18 protein-coding genes are annotated in these 14740 nt (G+C 58.4%); 9 read left to right on the top strand and 9 right to left on the bottom strand.

Annotated elements, in window-relative coordinates; genetic code table 11:
- The first annotated feature begins 232 nt into the window (after positions 1 to 232).
- Both BMY44_RS01805 and BMY44_RS01800 read left to right on the top strand, forming a co-directional pair.
- Positions 233 to 817, top strand: a complete 585-nt coding sequence (locus BMY44_RS01805; protein WP_089989530.1) for a thymidine kinase — start codon at positions 233 to 235, stop codon at positions 815 to 817.
- Positions 810 to 1196 (top strand): hypothetical protein, encoded by a 387-nt coding sequence (locus tag BMY44_RS01800; protein WP_131801555.1) that lies wholly within the window; start codon positions 810 to 812, stop codon positions 1194 to 1196. The genes BMY44_RS01805 and BMY44_RS01800 overlap by 8 nt, the downstream gene beginning before the upstream one ends.
- On the opposite strand, the gene BMY44_RS01795 is transcribed toward BMY44_RS01800, so the two are convergent.
- From BMY44_RS01795 to BMY44_RS01770, 6 genes are all read right to left on the bottom strand, one after another.
- The gene (locus BMY44_RS01795) at positions 1193 to 2140 is read right to left on the bottom strand and encodes a 2-hydroxyacid dehydrogenase (protein ID WP_089989522.1); all 948 of its coding nucleotides are present in this window, start codon (positions 2138 to 2140) and stop codon (positions 1193 to 1195) included. The two genes, BMY44_RS01800 and BMY44_RS01795, sit on opposite strands and share 4 nt — an antisense overlap.
- Positions 2137 to 2475, bottom strand: coding sequence for a tRNA-binding protein (locus tag BMY44_RS01790; protein ID WP_089989519.1), 339 nt, complete (start codon positions 2473 to 2475; stop codon positions 2137 to 2139). The genes BMY44_RS01795 and BMY44_RS01790 overlap by 4 nt, the downstream gene beginning before the upstream one ends.
- The gene (gene proC / locus BMY44_RS01785) at positions 2468 to 3277 is read right to left on the bottom strand and encodes a pyrroline-5-carboxylate reductase (protein ID WP_089989517.1); all 810 of its coding nucleotides are present in this window, start codon (positions 3275 to 3277) and stop codon (positions 2468 to 2470) included. The genes BMY44_RS01790 and proC overlap by 8 nt, the downstream gene beginning before the upstream one ends.
- 132 nt (positions 3278 to 3409) lie before the next feature.
- Entirely contained in the window at positions 3410 to 3913 is a 504-nt protein-coding gene (locus tag BMY44_RS01780; protein ID WP_089989514.1) for a type III secretion system chaperone family protein, read from the bottom strand.
- Positions 3914 to 4140: 227 nt separating this feature from the next.
- Entirely contained in the window at positions 4141 to 5301 is a 1161-nt protein-coding gene (locus BMY44_RS01775) for an iron-containing alcohol dehydrogenase (RefSeq protein WP_089989512.1), read from the bottom strand.
- Positions 5302 to 5368: 67 nt separating this feature from the next.
- On the bottom strand, positions 5369 to 5950 hold the full coding sequence (locus BMY44_RS01770) for a hypothetical protein (protein WP_131801554.1): 582 nt from the start codon (positions 5948 to 5950) through the stop codon (positions 5369 to 5371).
- 149 nt (positions 5951 to 6099) lie between these two features.
- Here BMY44_RS01770 and BMY44_RS01765 point away from each other — a divergent pair, with 149 nt between their 5' ends.
- Positions 6100 to 7137: a M42 family metallopeptidase gene (locus tag BMY44_RS01765; RefSeq protein ID WP_089989506.1), complete on the top strand. Its 1038-nt coding sequence runs from the start codon at positions 6100 to 6102 to the stop codon at positions 7135 to 7137.
- Positions 7138 to 7209: 72 nt separating this feature from the next.
- Entirely contained in the window at positions 7210 to 7689 is a 480-nt protein-coding gene (locus BMY44_RS01760) for a pyridoxamine 5'-phosphate oxidase family protein (protein WP_089994393.1), read from the top strand.
- A 45-nt stretch (positions 7690 to 7734) separates the two neighbouring features.
- Here the strand turns inward: BMY44_RS01760 and BMY44_RS01755 are convergent, their stop codons facing one another.
- Entirely contained in the window at positions 7735 to 7980 is a 246-nt protein-coding gene (locus tag BMY44_RS01755; protein WP_089989504.1) for an accessory factor UbiK family protein, read from the bottom strand.
- A 102-nt stretch (positions 7981 to 8082) separates the two neighbouring features.
- Between BMY44_RS01755 and lgt the strand changes: the two genes are divergently transcribed.
- From lgt to BMY44_RS01730, 5 genes are all read left to right on the top strand, one after another.
- On the top strand, positions 8083 to 8967 hold the full coding sequence (gene lgt / locus BMY44_RS01750) for a prolipoprotein diacylglyceryl transferase (RefSeq protein WP_089994389.1): 885 nt from the start codon (positions 8083 to 8085) through the stop codon (positions 8965 to 8967).
- A complete protein-coding gene (locus tag BMY44_RS01745; RefSeq protein WP_089989503.1) occupies positions 8964 to 10004 on the top strand; it encodes a class I SAM-dependent methyltransferase in 1041 nt (346 codons plus the stop codon). Before lgt ends, BMY44_RS01745 begins: the two co-directional genes overlap by 4 nt.
- Positions 10001 to 10750 carry a peptidoglycan editing factor PgeF gene (gene pgeF, locus BMY44_RS01740; protein WP_089989501.1) on the top strand — a complete coding sequence of 250 codons (750 nt, stop codon included), beginning with the start codon at positions 10001 to 10003 and terminating at the stop codon, positions 10748 to 10750. Before BMY44_RS01745 ends, pgeF begins: the two co-directional genes overlap by 4 nt.
- A 281-nt stretch (positions 10751 to 11031) precedes the next feature.
- Positions 11032 to 11217, top strand: coding sequence for a hypothetical protein (locus BMY44_RS01735; protein WP_089989500.1), 186 nt, complete (start codon positions 11032 to 11034; stop codon positions 11215 to 11217).
- A 271-nt stretch (positions 11218 to 11488) separates the two neighbouring features.
- Complete coding sequence (locus BMY44_RS01730) at positions 11489 to 13501, top strand: calcium-binding protein (protein WP_089989498.1); 2013 nt, start codon at positions 11489 to 11491, stop codon at positions 13499 to 13501.
- Between the two features lie 61 nt (positions 13502 to 13562).
- On the opposite strand, the gene BMY44_RS01725 is transcribed toward BMY44_RS01730, so the two are convergent.
- Together BMY44_RS01725 and BMY44_RS01720 are read right to left on the bottom strand one after the other, a co-directional pair.
- Positions 13563 to 14069, bottom strand: coding sequence for a hypothetical protein (locus BMY44_RS01725; RefSeq protein ID WP_131801553.1), 507 nt, complete (start codon positions 14067 to 14069; stop codon positions 13563 to 13565).
- 17 nt (positions 14070 to 14086) lie between these two features.
- A complete protein-coding gene (locus BMY44_RS01720; RefSeq protein ID WP_089989494.1) occupies positions 14087 to 14608 on the bottom strand; it encodes a hypothetical protein in 522 nt (173 codons plus the stop codon).
- Positions 14609 to 14740: the final 132 nt, after the last annotated feature.

Genomic DNA, 14740 nt, shown 5'->3' with positions numbered 1-14740 from the left:
GCGGAATTCATTCCCCGTTAACGAGGACAGTGCAAAGTGTCACTCACCGCACACGTTTTAGCTTAAAACCGGTCGTTCAGGGTTTAAGAACAGCAGAAACGCGCTCAGGCAACACCACTCACGCGCGCGTTTCCGTCGGTCCGGTGCAGCGCCACGCGCGCGCCGGACCCACGTCCAGTTTTTCACATCCCCCGTTTGAAATCCGCAATCAGGCCGATTATCACTCCGCGACATGGCAAAACTGTATTTCAATTACTCGACAATGAACGCCGGCAAATCGACAGTGTTGCTGCAGGCATCGCACAACTATGTCGAACGCGGAATGCAGACCTATCTGATGACCGCCGATCTGGATGACCGCGCAGGCAAGGCGCGGATCGCGAGCCGCATCGGAATCGGTGCAGAGGCCGACACTTTCAGGAAAGGCGAAGATCTGTTCGCCAAGATAATGGCGCGTCTGAACGACGGCCCCTGTTCGTGCATTTTCGTAGACGAGGCTCAGTTCCTGCAAGCCGATCAGGTCTGGCAATTGGCCCGCGCCGTCGATGATCTGGGTGTGCCGATCATGTGCTTTGGGCTGCGCGTTGATTTTCAGGGCAATCTGTTTCCGGGGTCTGCCGCCCTGCTCGCCCTTGCCGATGAAATGCGCGAGGTACGCACGATCTGTCATTGCGGAAAGAAGGCGACGATGGTTGTGCGCAAGGATGCGGATGGCACCGTTCTGAAAGACGGGGATCAGGTGCAAGTGGGCGGAAACGAACGCTATGTTTCGCTGTGTCGTCGCCACTGGCGCGAAGCGGTGGGCGATCGTGCTTAGAAAAGTCCTGATCGGCATCCTGCTGGTTTGCTGCGGTCTGTTTGCGCTGTTTTTCCTCTTTGTCACCCTCGTCCCGCTTGGAACATGGCAGTTCGACGACAGTGAAAGGATCGCAGCAGAAAGCGCCTTTTACGAAGAGCTTTCGGCCCACTCATGCCTAACTGCGGCCGATATCCGTTCTGCAGCCGCCCAACGCGACTGGTTGGTGCAAGAACATCAGACCTTTGATTGGTGTATTTCCGAAAGCGGATTGCAGGACTGGATGTCTGTCACCATCGAACCCGCGTTCATGATGTCCACCGAGGACGAAAACCGCCGCTATTTCGGCTTTGATGCGAATGGCTGTAGCGTCGACTGGTCCTACAGTACCTGCAACTAGACCGCTTGCGGCAGGTCTTCCCCGTCGTCCCATGCAATGATGTTATTCAGCGCCATCTGACCCATCTCTTCGCGCACTTCCAGCGCGGCAGTGCCAAGGTGCGGCAACAGCACCGCATTTTCGAGCGCCATCAGCGCCGCCGGCACCACGGGTTCTTTCGCATAAACATCCAGTCCCGCAGCCGCAATTTTTCCATCGCGTAGCGCAGCGATCAGCGCGTCTTCGTCAACGACGTCTCCGCGCGCGACGTTCACAAATACGCCTGTCGGCTGCATCTGGCCAAGCGCCTCGGCGTCGATCAGTTGGGTGTTCGCCCCACCGCCGGGCACCGTGACCACCACGATGTCAGACTGGCTCATCAACGCATCCAGCGTGTCGACCTGGCGCGACGGGACATCGACCTCTTTCTGGGAACGGTTGAAATAGATCACCGGCATGTCAAAGCCGAAATGGGCGCGTTTCGCGACGGCCTGCCCGATCCGCCCCATACCGACAATCCCAAGACGTTTGCCCGTCACATGGGTGCCAAGCATCTGCGTCGGGTGCCAGCCATCCCATTGTCCGGCCCGCACCAGCCGCTCGCCCTCGCCCGCGCGACGACAGGCGGACAGGATCAAGGTCATGGCGATATCAGCCGTGGCGTCCGTCACGACGTCCGGGGTGTTGGACACCTGAACGCCCGCGGCCTTGGCGGCATTAACATCGATATGGTTATAGCCGACCCCAAAATTCGCAAGCACGCCGCAGCGGATCGTGCCCTTGAAAGCATCGGCAACGAACTGATCGCCAAGGGTGGTCAGGATCGCGTCGTAGTCACGCAAGGCCGCCGCCGCTTCTGCGACCGGCATCCCTTTCGTGTCCTCGCGGACGGTGACGTCAAAGCGGGCCTTGGCGGCGTTGATGTTTGCCTCTGGAAAGGCGCGGGTCAGTAGCAATTTCTTCAATGCAATCGCCCTCCTAAAGGCACATCCTGATCGGGTTTCACAAGAACGACCTCTCCGTCAGCGTCGGGCATGCCTAGCACCAGAACCTCTGACATGAACTTGCCGATCTGGCGGGGCGGGAAATTCACCACCGCCATCACCTGCCGCCCGATCAGGGTTTCGGGGGCATAGTGTTTCGTGATCTGGGCAGAGGTCTTGCGTTCACCGATATCGTCACCGAAATCGATCCACATCTTGATCGCGGGCTTGCGGGCTTCGGGGAAAGGTTCCGCGCGGGTGATCCGCCCTACCCGGATATCGACCTTCATGAAATCGTCGAACGTGATCTCAGCCATTGGCAAGCTCTCGCGAACGATCGGCTGCAGCCTTGACTGCGCGCCGCAGCAGCGCCGGAAACCCGTCCGTTTCATTCATCAGAACTTCGAGCGCGGCCTGTGTCGTTCCGTTGGGCGAGGTCACATTGACCCGCAGCTGCGCCGGGTCTTCCTCTGCCGTTTCGGCCAGAATACCGGCACCGCCCACTGTCGCCTTGGCAAGCCGCATCGCCATATCTTCGGGCAACCCTTCGGCAACGCCGGCCGCCGCAAGCGTTTCGATCAGATGAAAAACATACGCCGGCCCCGACCCCGAAACGGCGGTAACTGCGTCCATCTGCGATTCATCGTCCAGACGGATGGTCTGCCCCACCGCCTTGAGCAGGGTATCGGCAAGCTGAAGATGCGTATCCGTGGCTGTTTCGTTGCCAATCAGCGCCGTGATCCCCTTGCCGATCGCAGCAGGCGTGTTCGGCATTGCGCGAATGATCGGTGTGGCGGACCCAAGCATCTTTTCAAAGGTCGCAATCGGCGTTCCGGCCGCGACAGAGACGAACAGCGTCTCGCCACCGCCCAGCGCCCTCAGCCCCGGCAAGGCGTCACCCATCATCTGCGGTTTCACGGCGACGATGACGATTGCGGGCCTATCAGGGGTTGCGGCATTGATATGAACGCCCGTCCCTTCAACCCACGGCGTCGGGTTCGGGTCCATCACATAGACCGAGTCGGGTGGCAGACCTTCGTCCAGCCAGCCCGCCAGCATCGCCGAACCCATCTTGCCGCAGCCTAGCAGGACAAGTCCCCGTTCGATCACGTCTTCCATGTGTCGCCCCTCGCAGTTTGGCCAAGTGTTAGGCAAAGGTACTGAAAGGTGCAACCACAGGCCGCCAAACCACAAAGAGCGGGGCTTGCCCCGCTCTTGCATCCGTTTTTCCCAAAGTGACCGGTGACAGGATCAGGCCGTGCCGTAGGCCTCGGCGATGGCGACCTGCACGGCATCCTGTGGGGTCCGCTCTGCCCAGGTCACCAGTTGGATCGCAGGGTAATAGCGCTCGCAGCTTGTGACGGCGGCATTGATCATTGTGTCGATCTGTTCCGGCCCGGCAGCCTGATCCCCTGCAAGGACCAATCCATAGCGGTAGACCATCATGTTCTGCTCGGCCCACCAAGTAAAACACCCCGCCCAGCACTGATCGTTGATTGTGTTCAGCGCCTCGTAAAGTTCCGGCATCCTGTGCGCGGGTGGTTCCATTTCGAAGGTGCAGATCAGGCGCAGCGTTTCGTCATAGCCCGACCACGCGAGCGTGATGGAATAGGTCCGCCATTGTCCAACGACCGCCATTGCAATCTGATCGTCATGAATGCGGTCGAATTCCCACGCGTGATGTTCTGCGACGTGTTCTACCAGATCAATCGGATGCACGTCATCTGCGTCTAGATACTGCTCGGAAAGTGCCATCTGCTCGGCCTCGCTGTTTTTTTGTCGATGGGGTCATTGGCAGCGCCCCATCTATGTGCCCGCTCAAGAGTCAGTGGTTTTTGTTTTCGACCCTCACTACATATGGTGGGCCGACAAGGGGCGACCTGTAAAGCAATTTCTTGGGGATAAGTCTGAAAACCTGAACAAACCTTACGAAAACCTCAGGTAAGGTGCCCGCTTGGCCGTTCTTGTGCCTGTGTGTGCGCCTACCAGACCGCGCGGTAAAGCTGGATGATCTCGTCCTTCGTGGGCACGCGCGGATTATTCTGTGGCGAGCCCGAGGCCAGCGCCTGATCAGCCATCAGGTCCAGTATTGCATCATCAACAGCAAGGCCCAGATCCTGCGGGCGCGGCACGTCAAGGTCATCGTTCAAGCGCCGCAGCCCATCGACCAGTTTACGGCAGGCAACGGAATGGCTGTCCATATCATCGGCCATACGCATGACCCGCGCACACGTGGCGTATCGTTCCGGTGCGGCATCGATGGAAAAGGCGGTGATTTCGGGCAAGAGCATCGCGTTGGACAGCCCGTGCGCCACGTGGAAATGCGCACCGATGGGGCGGCTCATCCCGTGGACAAGCGCAACGGACGCGTTCGAAAACGCCATGCCCGCTTGTGCGGCGGCCAGCATCAGCGCCTCTCGCGCGGGGCCGTCTTCGGGGTCCGCGCAGGCCTTGCGCACGTTGGCCGCGATCATGGGCATCGCGGCAAGCGCGAAAGCATCCGTATAGGCAAAGGCTTTGCGGCTGACATAGGCCTCGATCGCGTGGGTCAGGCTGTCGACAGCCGTATCCGCGGTGATCCGCGCGGGTTTCGTTGTGGTGAATGTCCAATCGATCAAGGCTGCAGTTGCAACGCAGGCCAGACCGGACAGATTGTATTTTTCAGGGTTGGTCGTATCGGTGATCACGCACCAGCGTGTCAGCTCTGACCCGGTGCCGCCCGTGGTCGGGATCAGGATGACCGGCACGCCGCAGCGGTCGATCTGCGCGGGGGCCTTGTAGTCGCGCACGTGGCCGGGATTGACGGCCATGAACGACAACGCCTTGGCGGTATCCATCGGACTGCCGCCACCGAACCCGATGATGCAATCGTAGCGCGCTTTGGCGAGGGCGGTCAGCCCTTCGGCAACACAGGCATCCGTGGGGTCTTCGATAACGCCGTCGAAGATGCCCCAAGGCACGCCAGACGTGTCCAGAACATCAGTGACCGTCGCGACATGACCCATTGCGACAAGGTTGCGATCGGTCACGATCATCGGATGCGACAGGCCAAGCTGCGTCAGCACATCCGCAATTTCCAGTGCGACACCGCCACCGATACGAATGATCCGTGGCGACTGAACCCGCCCGATATGTACCGACATGACTGCGCCCTCCCCCTTTCAGAGAAGCGGAGAGGGGCGGCGCTGGCAAGCGATAATACCCCGGATGCTACTCTGCGACGATGGACACCGCAGTTGCACCGACGACGCCAGAACCGTTGAAGTTCACGAAATCTGTTTGACCGGTCGCTGTCAATCCGCGCACTGGTGTTCCCTTGAACACCCCGTCAATCGACCCGTTGGCGACGATTTGATTGACACCGCCGCCAGTCAGCGAGCCACCGAAATCAGCTGAGAACGTATTGGGACGGGTTCCCCCGATTTCACCATTACTCAGTGAAAAGCTCCCGTTGTAGTCAACACCGCTTTCGAGGCCGGCAAAGCTGTGCAGTCGACCACTGACAATCTGGCGATCAAAGTCGGCTGAAATGTCGGCGTCCCCGACAAGGGTCCGTGTTCCGGCACCGGTAACAAAAACCATCGCAGTCGTGCCTTCAAACGTTGCAGTGCCCATGGCGACGGCCGAAAAAGCGCTATTGGGAATTGCGTTGACGCGATCAAGGTCGTCGCTGTGATCCAGAAACGCCCGTGTCGCGGGCGGTGTGAGGTCGATATTCTCTTCGATGGATTGGCCACCGCAGGCTGTTAGCATAACGGCAGCTGCGAACGGCAGGGCGCACTTGAGTGACATTGCGAGATTCCTTTGTCTGTTTGCGCCGAAAAACCAGAAATTTACGTTGCTTTTAGGGCAAATTCGCGCCGTCTTCGTGCCGCGTGTTTGACCATTGCAAACCCGGCACCAGCCTTTCAGGATGTCGACAATCACGAAAGGGACCGCCAATGAATACCGATCTGCTCAAACGCCTTTGCGAAACCCCCGGCGTGCCGGGTAATGAACATCGGGTGCGCGACCTGATCATGTCCGAAATCGACGGGCTGTTCGATGAGGTGTCGGTCGATCCCATGGGGTCACTGCATGGTGTGCGCAAGGCGTCCAAGGACGGTGCCCCGAAAGTCATGTTGCTGTGCCACATGGACGAAATCGGCTTTCTTGTCAGCCATATCGACAAAAAGGGGTTCATCTATGTCCAGCCTGTCGGCGGCTTTGATCCGCGCAACCTGTTTTCGCGCCGCGTCCTGGTCTGCACGGATGACGGCGATTTCAAAGGTGTCATGAACCCCGGCGGCAAGCCGGTTCACATCTCCAAGCCCGAAGACCGCAAGAAAGTGCCCGACGTTGGCGAATTCTTCGTTGATCTTGGCATGGGAAAAGCCGCGCAAGATCACGTGCGCATCGGCGACTTCGTGGTGATGGATGAACCCTTCCTCGAAATGGGGGACAAATTCGTCTCAAAGGCGCTTGATAACCGCATCGCCTGCTGGCTTGGCATCGAAGCAATCCGTGGCTTGAAGAAAAAGGGCCGTGGGGCAGAAATTCACGTTGTGTTCACAACGCAGGAAGAAGTCGGCCTGCGCGGTGCCCGGACATCTGCATTCAAGGTAAAACCCGATATCGGCATCGGCATCGACGTTACGCTATCCTGCGACACACCGGGCATCCCCGACAAGGATGTCACGACAACCCAAGGGGACGGGTTCGGCCTGCACATCCGCGACAGTTCATTCATTGCCGACCGCGATCTTGTCCGTGACTTTGCGGCCGTCGCGGAAAAGAACAAAATCCCCTACCAGCGCACCATGCTGGCCGCTGGCGGTCAGGATGGCGCCGCCGCGCAACAAGCCGCAGCCGGGGCACGTGCCATCGGCATCACCGTCGGCACACGCTACATTCACACGGTGACGGAAATGGTCGCCAAAAGCGATCTGAAAGCTGCGCAGGATATTCTGGTGGCCTATCTGGGCGGGTTCAAGGCCTAGGCCGCACGCTGACGGAACAAAGTTCCTTCCGCGCGGGTTGTCATGGCAAACGTCGCGAAAGGACAAATTGCTATGACCGACCTGAAGAAAGAATTCTGGAATCGAATGGAAGATGTGCAGGCCGGGATGCTGGGCATCAAGGGCCAGGGTCGGCTTGTCGCCATGTCTCCGCAGGTGGATGATGATGTGGCGGGGTTTGTCTGGTTCATCACAGCCAAGGGAACCGACCTTGCCAAAGGTGTGGCCACTGGCCCGCAGGCGGCCCAACTGGTCGTGGCCGATGCCAAGACGGGGCTTTATGCCGATGTAGATGGCACGCTGAGCGAATCCAAGGATGCGGAAGCGCTGGACGAATTGTGGAGCTTCGTCTCAGAGGCGTGGTTTGAGGGCGGCAAGACCGACCCTGACGTCTGCCTGATGCAATTCAAACCAGACGTCGCAGAGATCTCTGTCACCACAACGTCGGGGGTCAAATTCCTGTACGAAATTGCGAAAGCAAACCTGACGGACGAAAAACCTGATGCCGGCGATCAAGGCGTTGTAACATTCTAGGGATTGAAACAGGCGGGCCATCAGGCCCGCCTGTTTCACGGCAGACTACTTCTTGCCCTCAAGCGCCTCGATCCGCGCCATCAGGGCCGCGTTTTCTTCGCGGGCTTTCTGGGCCATTGCGCGCACGGCGTCGAATTCTTCACGGGTGACAAAGTCACGATCCGCAAGCCAGCGGTCCATCAGCGATTTCACTGCCGTGTTCGCCTCGTCCTTGGCACCTTGGGCGACGCCCATCGCGTTGGTCATCAACTGTGAAAGATCGTCGAAAATCTTGTTCTTGGGTGGTTGCATGTCGGCCTCCAAGCCTGTGGTCTGACTCACATATGGGGCGAGACACCGCCGGACACAAGGCGGGTGGTTGACTTCACCGCAGGCTCGGTCGAACAAGTCGCCATGTTGAACGCGATCCCCTTTCCGAACATCGACCCGGTCATTTTTTCGATCGAGTTGGGTGGCTTCACGCTGGCCCTGCGCTGGTATGCCTTGTCTTATATCGTCGGCATCGCAATCGGCTGGCAGGTCATGGCAATGGCACTGCGCCGGCCTGCGATCTGGCCGCACGACACCCCCCCGATGCAAAAGAAGCATCTCGAGGATCTGCTGACCTATATCGTTGTCGGCGTTATTGCAGGCGGGCGGCTTGGTTACGTGCTGTTCTATCGGCCCGACTACTACCTCCAGAATCCGCTCGAAATACCGGCGATCTGGACCGGTGGCATGTCTTTTCACGGCGGGTTCATCGGTGTCGTTCTGGCTGTTGCGCTGTTCAGCCGCAGGCAACAGGTGGCGCTCGGCTCTCTTTCGGATGTCGTCGCACTTTCCGCGACACCGGCCATACTGCTTGTGCGCTGCGCCAACTTCATCAACGGAGAGCTGTGGGGGCGTCCGACAGACATGCCGTGGGGCGTCTTGTTTCCGGGCGAAGCCGCGCAGGATTGCGCAGGCGTGGTCGGGACCTGTGCGCGCCATCCCTCGCAACTGTATGAAGCAGGCCTCGAAGGGCTGCTGCTGGGTCTTGTGCTGATGCTGTTGGCATTCCGGTTCGGAGCGTTGAAGAAGCCATGGCTTTTGACGGCCGTCTTCTTTGTCGGCTACGGGATCGCGCGGTTCCTTGTCGAATTTGTCCGCCAGCCCGACGAACAGTTTCAGGGGCCGGACAATCCGCTGGGTTGGGCGCTTGATTTCGGGGACTGGGGGCTGACCATGGGGCAGATCCTCTCAACCCCGATGATCCTGGCAGGGCTTGCCGTCATCCTGTTCCTGCGCCGCCGGGCATGAGCCTGCGTGACCTGATAGAAGCGCAAATCGCGGCGGACGGCCCGATGCCGCTGTCGGACTTCATGGCGCACAGCCTAATGCATCCGACGTATGGCTATTACGCGACGCGCGATCCGTTCGGCGCTGCTGGGGATTTCACGACCGCGCCGGAAATCAGCCAGATGTTTGGTGAGCTGATCGGGCTGTGTCTGGCGCAGACATGGATTGACCAGGGGGCGGACCCGCATGCGGTGCTGGTCGAACTTGGCCCCGGACGCGGGACGCTGATGGCCGATATCCTGCGCGCCACCAAGGGCGTGCCCGGCTTCGCCCCAGCGGTCCACTTTGTCGAAACGTCCCCGACGTTACGGGGTCTGCAAGCGCAAGCAGTGCCACAGGCAGTCTTTCATGATGATCTGACAACGGTGCCGGACGCGCCGATCCTTCTGGTCGCCAACGAATTCTTTGACGCGCTGCCGATCCGCCAGTTCCAGCGCAGCGGCGATCAGTGGCGCGAACGTGTGGTCGGGCCAGAGCTAAAGCTCGGACTTGCTGATCCGGCCCCCTTTGGCGCAGTGGCCGACCGCCTGGCCGACACGAACCAAGGTGACATCGTCGAGGTCTGCACCGCCCTGCCCGCCCTGATAACCGAACTTGACCAGCGTATCGCGGGCCGTGGCGGCGCGGCGCTGATTATCGACTACGGCGACTGGGCCAGCCTTGGCGATACGCTGCAAGCCTTGAAGAACCACACCAGCATCGATCCATTCAGCGCACCCGGTGAGGCCGACCTGACGGCCCACGTCGATTTCGCGGCCATCGCAAAACACGTCACCCGCGCAGAGGTCACACGACTGACGACCCAAGGTGTCTTCCTGGAACGGCTCGGGATTACGCAGCGCGCCCAAGCGCTGACCAAAGGGCTGAAGGACGAGGCGCTGAAAAGCCATATCGCCGCGCATCGGCGCTTGACCCACCCCGCCGAAATGGGCGACCTTTTCAAGGTGATCGGGATCAAACCGAAACATGCGCCCAATCTTCCGGGATTTGCCACATGACACTTGAAGTCATAACGGACAACACGCTGGACGGCGTCCAGCACGGGTTCTTCACACGCAAGGGGGGCGCGTCCTCGGGCGTCTTTCACGGGCTCAATTGCGGCTTTGGCAGCAGCGACCAGCACGAGATCGTCGCGATCAATCGCGGACGTGTGGCCGAAGCGATGGGTGGCGGGCACCTTTGCGGCGTGCATCAGATGCATTCGGCGACTGTTGTGAAAATCGACGCGCCCGAAGACAAGAAACACAAGGCCGACGCGCTGGTGACGAAAACGCCGGGACTGATCCTGTCGGTGCTGACAGCGGATTGCCAGCCGGTTCTGTTCGCCGATCAAAATGCCAAAGTCATCGGCGCGGCCCACGCGGGCTGGCAGGGCGCAATGGATGGCGTTCTTGAAAACACGGTGTCGGCCATGGTCGATCTTGGGGCCACGCGAGAAAACATCACCGCCGTCATCGGTCCCAGCATCAGCCAGCGGTCTTATGAAGTCGGGCCAGAGTTCCTGGACCAGTTCATGGCCCACGATCCGGCCAGCGCGCGGTTCTTCGTGAACGGTGAAGGGGACCGCCTGTTGTTCGACCTGCCCGGCTACGGTTTGCAACGATTACGGGATGCGGGCGTGGGTCAGGCGCAATGGACGCGGCATTGCACGTATCGCGACCCCGACAGGTTCTATAGTTACCGGCGATCATGCCATGCAAAAGAAGCGGATTATGGCCGATTGATTGCGGCGATCCGGCTCTGATCTGGGCGGGAATGGGGCGGCTTACTGCCCCGCCACCGCCGCATTCTGCGAAACAATGCCACTAGATTGCGCGGGATTGACCCGCGTTCGGGCAACAAACCCCTAGTTTTCTTTGCTTTCGTGATTGTCGCGAATTTGGGCAAAGTCACCGGCCAAAAAAATTGGAAAAAATGCAAAAACCAGCTTGATTGCCAAATTCTTGCCCGACCCGAGGGGGAAAGTGTTTCCAACGCCGCAACAATTGCTGGACGCGGCAGGGACAGGATTAACGGAGCAAGACAATGAGCAAGACACGCTGGATGAAGAAGACAATCGAAGAAGCAGCCAACTGCACCCACAAGATGCCGTGGGAACGTGGCCTGCGGCGTCAGGCGATGATCGCCCGCCGGGTGGAAGAAACACAATCGACTGCGAAGGTCTCGCTGGCACCGCTGCCCGCTTGGATGACCGAAGGCATCAGCGCCTAAAAGCTGACCTCTATTCCCTCAGGTTTCCTCCCAGAGACCTCACTGCCGCATGGTTCGATCAAACGAACCATGCGGTTTTTTGTTCGCAGTTGGGTGCCTCGTGCGCTTGCGCAGTGGCGGGTCAGGAATTCCGTGCTTTGGGATTAACCATAATTGGTGCACACTCCCGACCATAATCTGGCGTGGAGACCTATAAACCTGTCATTTTGAAAAATTGCCTGCGACGGGCGCGGTCCTTCCGCTTCAGATATTATTTTGAAGGGAACACAAGATGCCAACCATTGATGTCACAGATATCGCAGCCAATTTCACCATGTCGTTCGGCTACCAGTTTTCAAGTTATGTCGGTAGCGGGTCAACGTTCTATAGTTGGGAAACCAATGGCGGTCATACGATCACGTTGACCGGAACAGGGATCACAACCGGTGTGGGGAACTTGCCGACTGGCGGGACCATCACCGGCATGCTCATTGATCTGAACGGCACCGCGCCATCTGATGTTGATGTCGAAATTTCGGGGATCGAAAACAAAAACATTACGGACATCGTATTTGTCGCTGGGCCCGATTCTGAGAATACGCTTTGGGCGACGGTCCTGGACGGGGATGTCACGGTCGACGGGGCCCCGACCGAAGATTTCCGGGTCGAGATAAACACTGACTTTGATGAGGTAAGTTTCGGGATTCACAACGGCGAGGATGCGACCATCCGCGGTGATTTCTTTGGTTTTACGTACTTTGGTGGTGTGCAAGTCTTGGAAGGGACAGCACATTTTTCGGCAGGTGAAACAGACTTCGAAGGTTTCATCTACTGGTTTAATCCAGCCCAAACCGTCCGCGGCAACGCGCGTCTGCTAGGCGGGGACGACACAATCATCTGGACCGAAGACACGCGCAGCTATCCCAGCTCCTATGTCTATGCATATGCAGACGCATCATTCGTTTCTGGCAGCGCTGTCGTTGTCGGTGGCGATGACCTGCTTGATGCACGCAATGCCGGTGATGGCATCGGTGCCTTCCTTGTCGGAGATGCCTATCACACCACTGCTGCGACCGCGATGGTCATAGGTGGTGACGATATTCTTTTCGGCGCAAACGCATCCGACGGGGCACCCACGAACCGGCTTTATGGTGATGTCGTCGTTAACTTCACTGACACGTTAATTGCAGGTGATGATACCATCTATGGGCGCGCCGGGAATGACGAAATTTATGGCGATACAGGTTCTACCGGGACAAACTACATTGGCGGCGATGATCTGATCTATGGCGGTAGCGACGGCGAAGATCTGATGTATGGCGGTCGCGGTAATGATCGGATGTATGGCGGCAAGGGCATAGTCGAAATGCGCGGCGATCAGGACAACGACAAGCTTTACGCAGGCGACGGCACCACAACAGCATATGGTGGCTCTGGGGATGATCTGATCAAAGTCACCGGCGATGGTGAGGGATCATTCTATGGCGGAAGTGGAATCGACCGCATCAGCTACTACGACGCCGAGGGCGGGATCACGATTGATCTGGGTGCCAATACAATCTCGCGCTACTGGGCAGATGATGACACCATTTCCAATTTTGAAAACGTGTCGGGTTCCAAGGTCGGCAACAACAAGATCTTCGGCACATCAGGTGCCAATGACATCGACACCTATGATGGCAACGACAAGGTCTATGGCGGCGGTGGTGGCGACAAGATCTCGCTTGGCAAGGGCAACGACTATGTCAAGGCTGATTTCGGGGCCAATACCTATGAAGGCTCCAGCGGCCTTGACACGATTTCATATTACAACAGCAATGACGGCGTGATTGTCGACCTGAAGCACAACGAAGCTGAGGGAGGCTATGCCGAAGGCGACACCATCAGCGGCTTTGAACGGCTGACCGGATCGACCGAAGACGACAAGCTGTATGGAAGCGACGGTGGCAATATTCTGAAAGGTGGTTCGGGCGAAGATAGCCTGTGGGGCCGTGACGGGAACGACAAGCTTTATGGCGGTTCCAACAGTGACCGTTTCGACGGTGGCGAGGGCAACGACAAACTTTACGGCGGGTCCGGCGTCGATACGTTCCACTTTGACAAGGGCGATGATTTCGACACCGTCATGGATTTCCAGAACAACGCTGACCGGATTGAAATCGACGGCTACAGCAGCGGCTTTGATGCATTTGATTATGCAACACAGGTCGGGACGGATGTCGTCTTTAACTTCGGCGGCGGTGATGGCCTGATTGTCGAAAACGTGCTGATCGGCCAGTTGGGGAACGATCTGTTCGTGGTTTAATCGCCCACATCGCAACAGGTAATCCGCCCGCTGTCCTGCAGCGGGCGGTTTCTTTTGGCCCTCAGGGCAGCGGAATCCGCGGCATCGTGAAGCGCACACAGATTTGCCCATCAAGATGGACCGACGGAATATCGATCACATAAGAACAACAGGCAAGGATCGTCCCCGACAAGTCGTCAACGCTGCAACCGAACGACGGCAAAAGCGTCACCGAAGGGCGCTCGATAATCTCAAGCTCTGCCCCGCCAACGACGTCTCCGGCAACGGTTTGCAAAGATGCCGTGTTGCCGCCAGGGTCGGTGACGACGACAAGAACATCGTCACGCGCTTTGGTTGCGGTGTCATAGGCCGCCTGCACCAGAAACAGCGGCGTTTTCTTTTTCAGCAGATCGCGCAGCGGCTGCCCCGCCACACCTTTGACCAAGGCAACTGCAACTGGTCCGCTGACCGTGCTTTGCACAAGCGGGTGTTCCGTTTCGACCTTCAGTTTCGCAGCGGCCTTCTCGAAAAGCGTGTCCGCGACCTTCCGCAGGTCCGTGATTTCGGGTGCCATTACTTGGGTTGTCATGTCATGTCTCCTTCTGTTCACAGGATGAATGGTGTCAGATCGATCGTCAGGTTGTTGCAAACCGTCACACCGATCCCGCCGCCCGGTGACTGTGCGCCGCCGTAACATTTGACCGACAGGCTAAGCGGAAAATCGATACCGACAGAGCATTTGCCGCTGAATTCGATATCGATCCCCTGTGCCGTCGTGGGCGGTGCGGTAATGGGCATGACCGCTTCATATGGCGCTCGCGCGACATCCTCGCCATTGGCATCACTCAGGATACCGGCCCCGTCTTCGGGTCTAAGATGTATCCCGTACGTGCCGTCGCGCAGCCTGAGGTCGCCTACCGTTTGCAACATCACAACACCCATCACCCGTTGCTTGGTGATAATGTCATCAAGTGGCATGTCGCAGATATGCGCGGGCCGGAAGGCGGCAAAGATATCATCCGAACTGACGAAGTAGGTCGTCTTGGATATGTCCTTGGGGTTGATCCCTTTCACAGCACCGAATGTCTTGGTGAGGCGCAGGGATTCATCAACAATGTCTCTCAACATCGCTCTCTCCTTTTTAAATGGATTTTTTCAAATTGGGTGGCCAGAAAATTGGCCGGTCGTCATACAATAAAGGGAGTTTAGCATATTTCGGCCGCGTTCGATACCAGTGCGCGGGCCGCCGCAGGTCAGGTT

Origin of the sequence: Cognatiyoonia koreensis, from assembly GCF_900109295.1 — a bacterium.
In the GTDB taxonomy this organism is placed as follows: Bacteria; Pseudomonadota; Alphaproteobacteria; order Rhodobacterales; family Rhodobacteraceae; genus Cognatiyoonia; species Cognatiyoonia koreensis.
Note: the sequence above shows the minus strand (reverse complement) of the source record. Positions and strands in the feature narration are given on the sequence as shown.

What these genes read in the sequence shown, in the direction of transcription:
- BMY44_RS01805 (WP_089989530.1), top strand. Translation starts at nt 233, where the DNA reads ATGGCAAAACTGTATTTCAATTACTCGACAATGAACGCCGGCAAATCG.
- BMY44_RS01790 (WP_089989519.1), bottom strand. Translation starts at nt 2,475, where the DNA reads ATGGCTGAGATCACGTTCGACGATTTCATGAAGGTCGATATCCGGGTA.
- proC (WP_089989517.1), bottom strand. Translation starts at nt 3,277, where the DNA reads ATGGAAGACGTGATCGAACGGGGACTTGTCCTGCTAGGCTGCGGCAAG.
- BMY44_RS01780 (WP_089989514.1), bottom strand. Translation starts at nt 3,913, where the DNA reads ATGGCACTTTCCGAGCAGTATCTAGACGCAGATGACGTGCATCCGATT.
- BMY44_RS01775 (WP_089989512.1), bottom strand. Translation starts at nt 5,301, where the DNA reads ATGTCGGTACATATCGGGCGGGTTCAGTCGCCACGGATCATTCGTATC.
- BMY44_RS01770 (WP_131801554.1), bottom strand. Translation starts at nt 5,950, where the DNA reads ATGTCACTCAAGTGCGCCCTGCCGTTCGCAGCTGCCGTTATGCTAACA.
- BMY44_RS01765 (WP_089989506.1), top strand. Translation starts at nt 6,100, where the DNA reads ATGAATACCGATCTGCTCAAACGCCTTTGCGAAACCCCCGGCGTGCCG.
- BMY44_RS01760 (WP_089994393.1), top strand. Translation starts at nt 7,210, where the DNA reads ATGACCGACCTGAAGAAAGAATTCTGGAATCGAATGGAAGATGTGCAG.
- BMY44_RS01755 (WP_089989504.1), bottom strand. Translation starts at nt 7,980, where the DNA reads ATGCAACCACCCAAGAACAAGATTTTCGACGATCTTTCACAGTTGATG.
- lgt (WP_089994389.1), top strand. Translation starts at nt 8,083, where the DNA reads ATGTTGAACGCGATCCCCTTTCCGAACATCGACCCGGTCATTTTTTCG.
- BMY44_RS01745 (WP_089989503.1), top strand. Translation starts at nt 8,964, where the DNA reads ATGAGCCTGCGTGACCTGATAGAAGCGCAAATCGCGGCGGACGGCCCG.
- pgeF (WP_089989501.1), top strand. Translation starts at nt 10,001, where the DNA reads ATGACACTTGAAGTCATAACGGACAACACGCTGGACGGCGTCCAGCAC.
- BMY44_RS01735 (WP_089989500.1), top strand. Translation starts at nt 11,032, where the DNA reads ATGAGCAAGACACGCTGGATGAAGAAGACAATCGAAGAAGCAGCCAAC.
- BMY44_RS01730 (WP_089989498.1), top strand. Translation starts at nt 11,489, where the DNA reads ATGCCAACCATTGATGTCACAGATATCGCAGCCAATTTCACCATGTCG.
- BMY44_RS01725 (WP_131801553.1), bottom strand. Translation starts at nt 14,069, where the DNA reads ATGACAACCCAAGTAATGGCACCCGAAATCACGGACCTGCGGAAGGTC.
- BMY44_RS01720 (WP_089989494.1), bottom strand. Translation starts at nt 14,608, where the DNA reads ATGTTGAGAGACATTGTTGATGAATCCCTGCGCCTCACCAAGACATTC.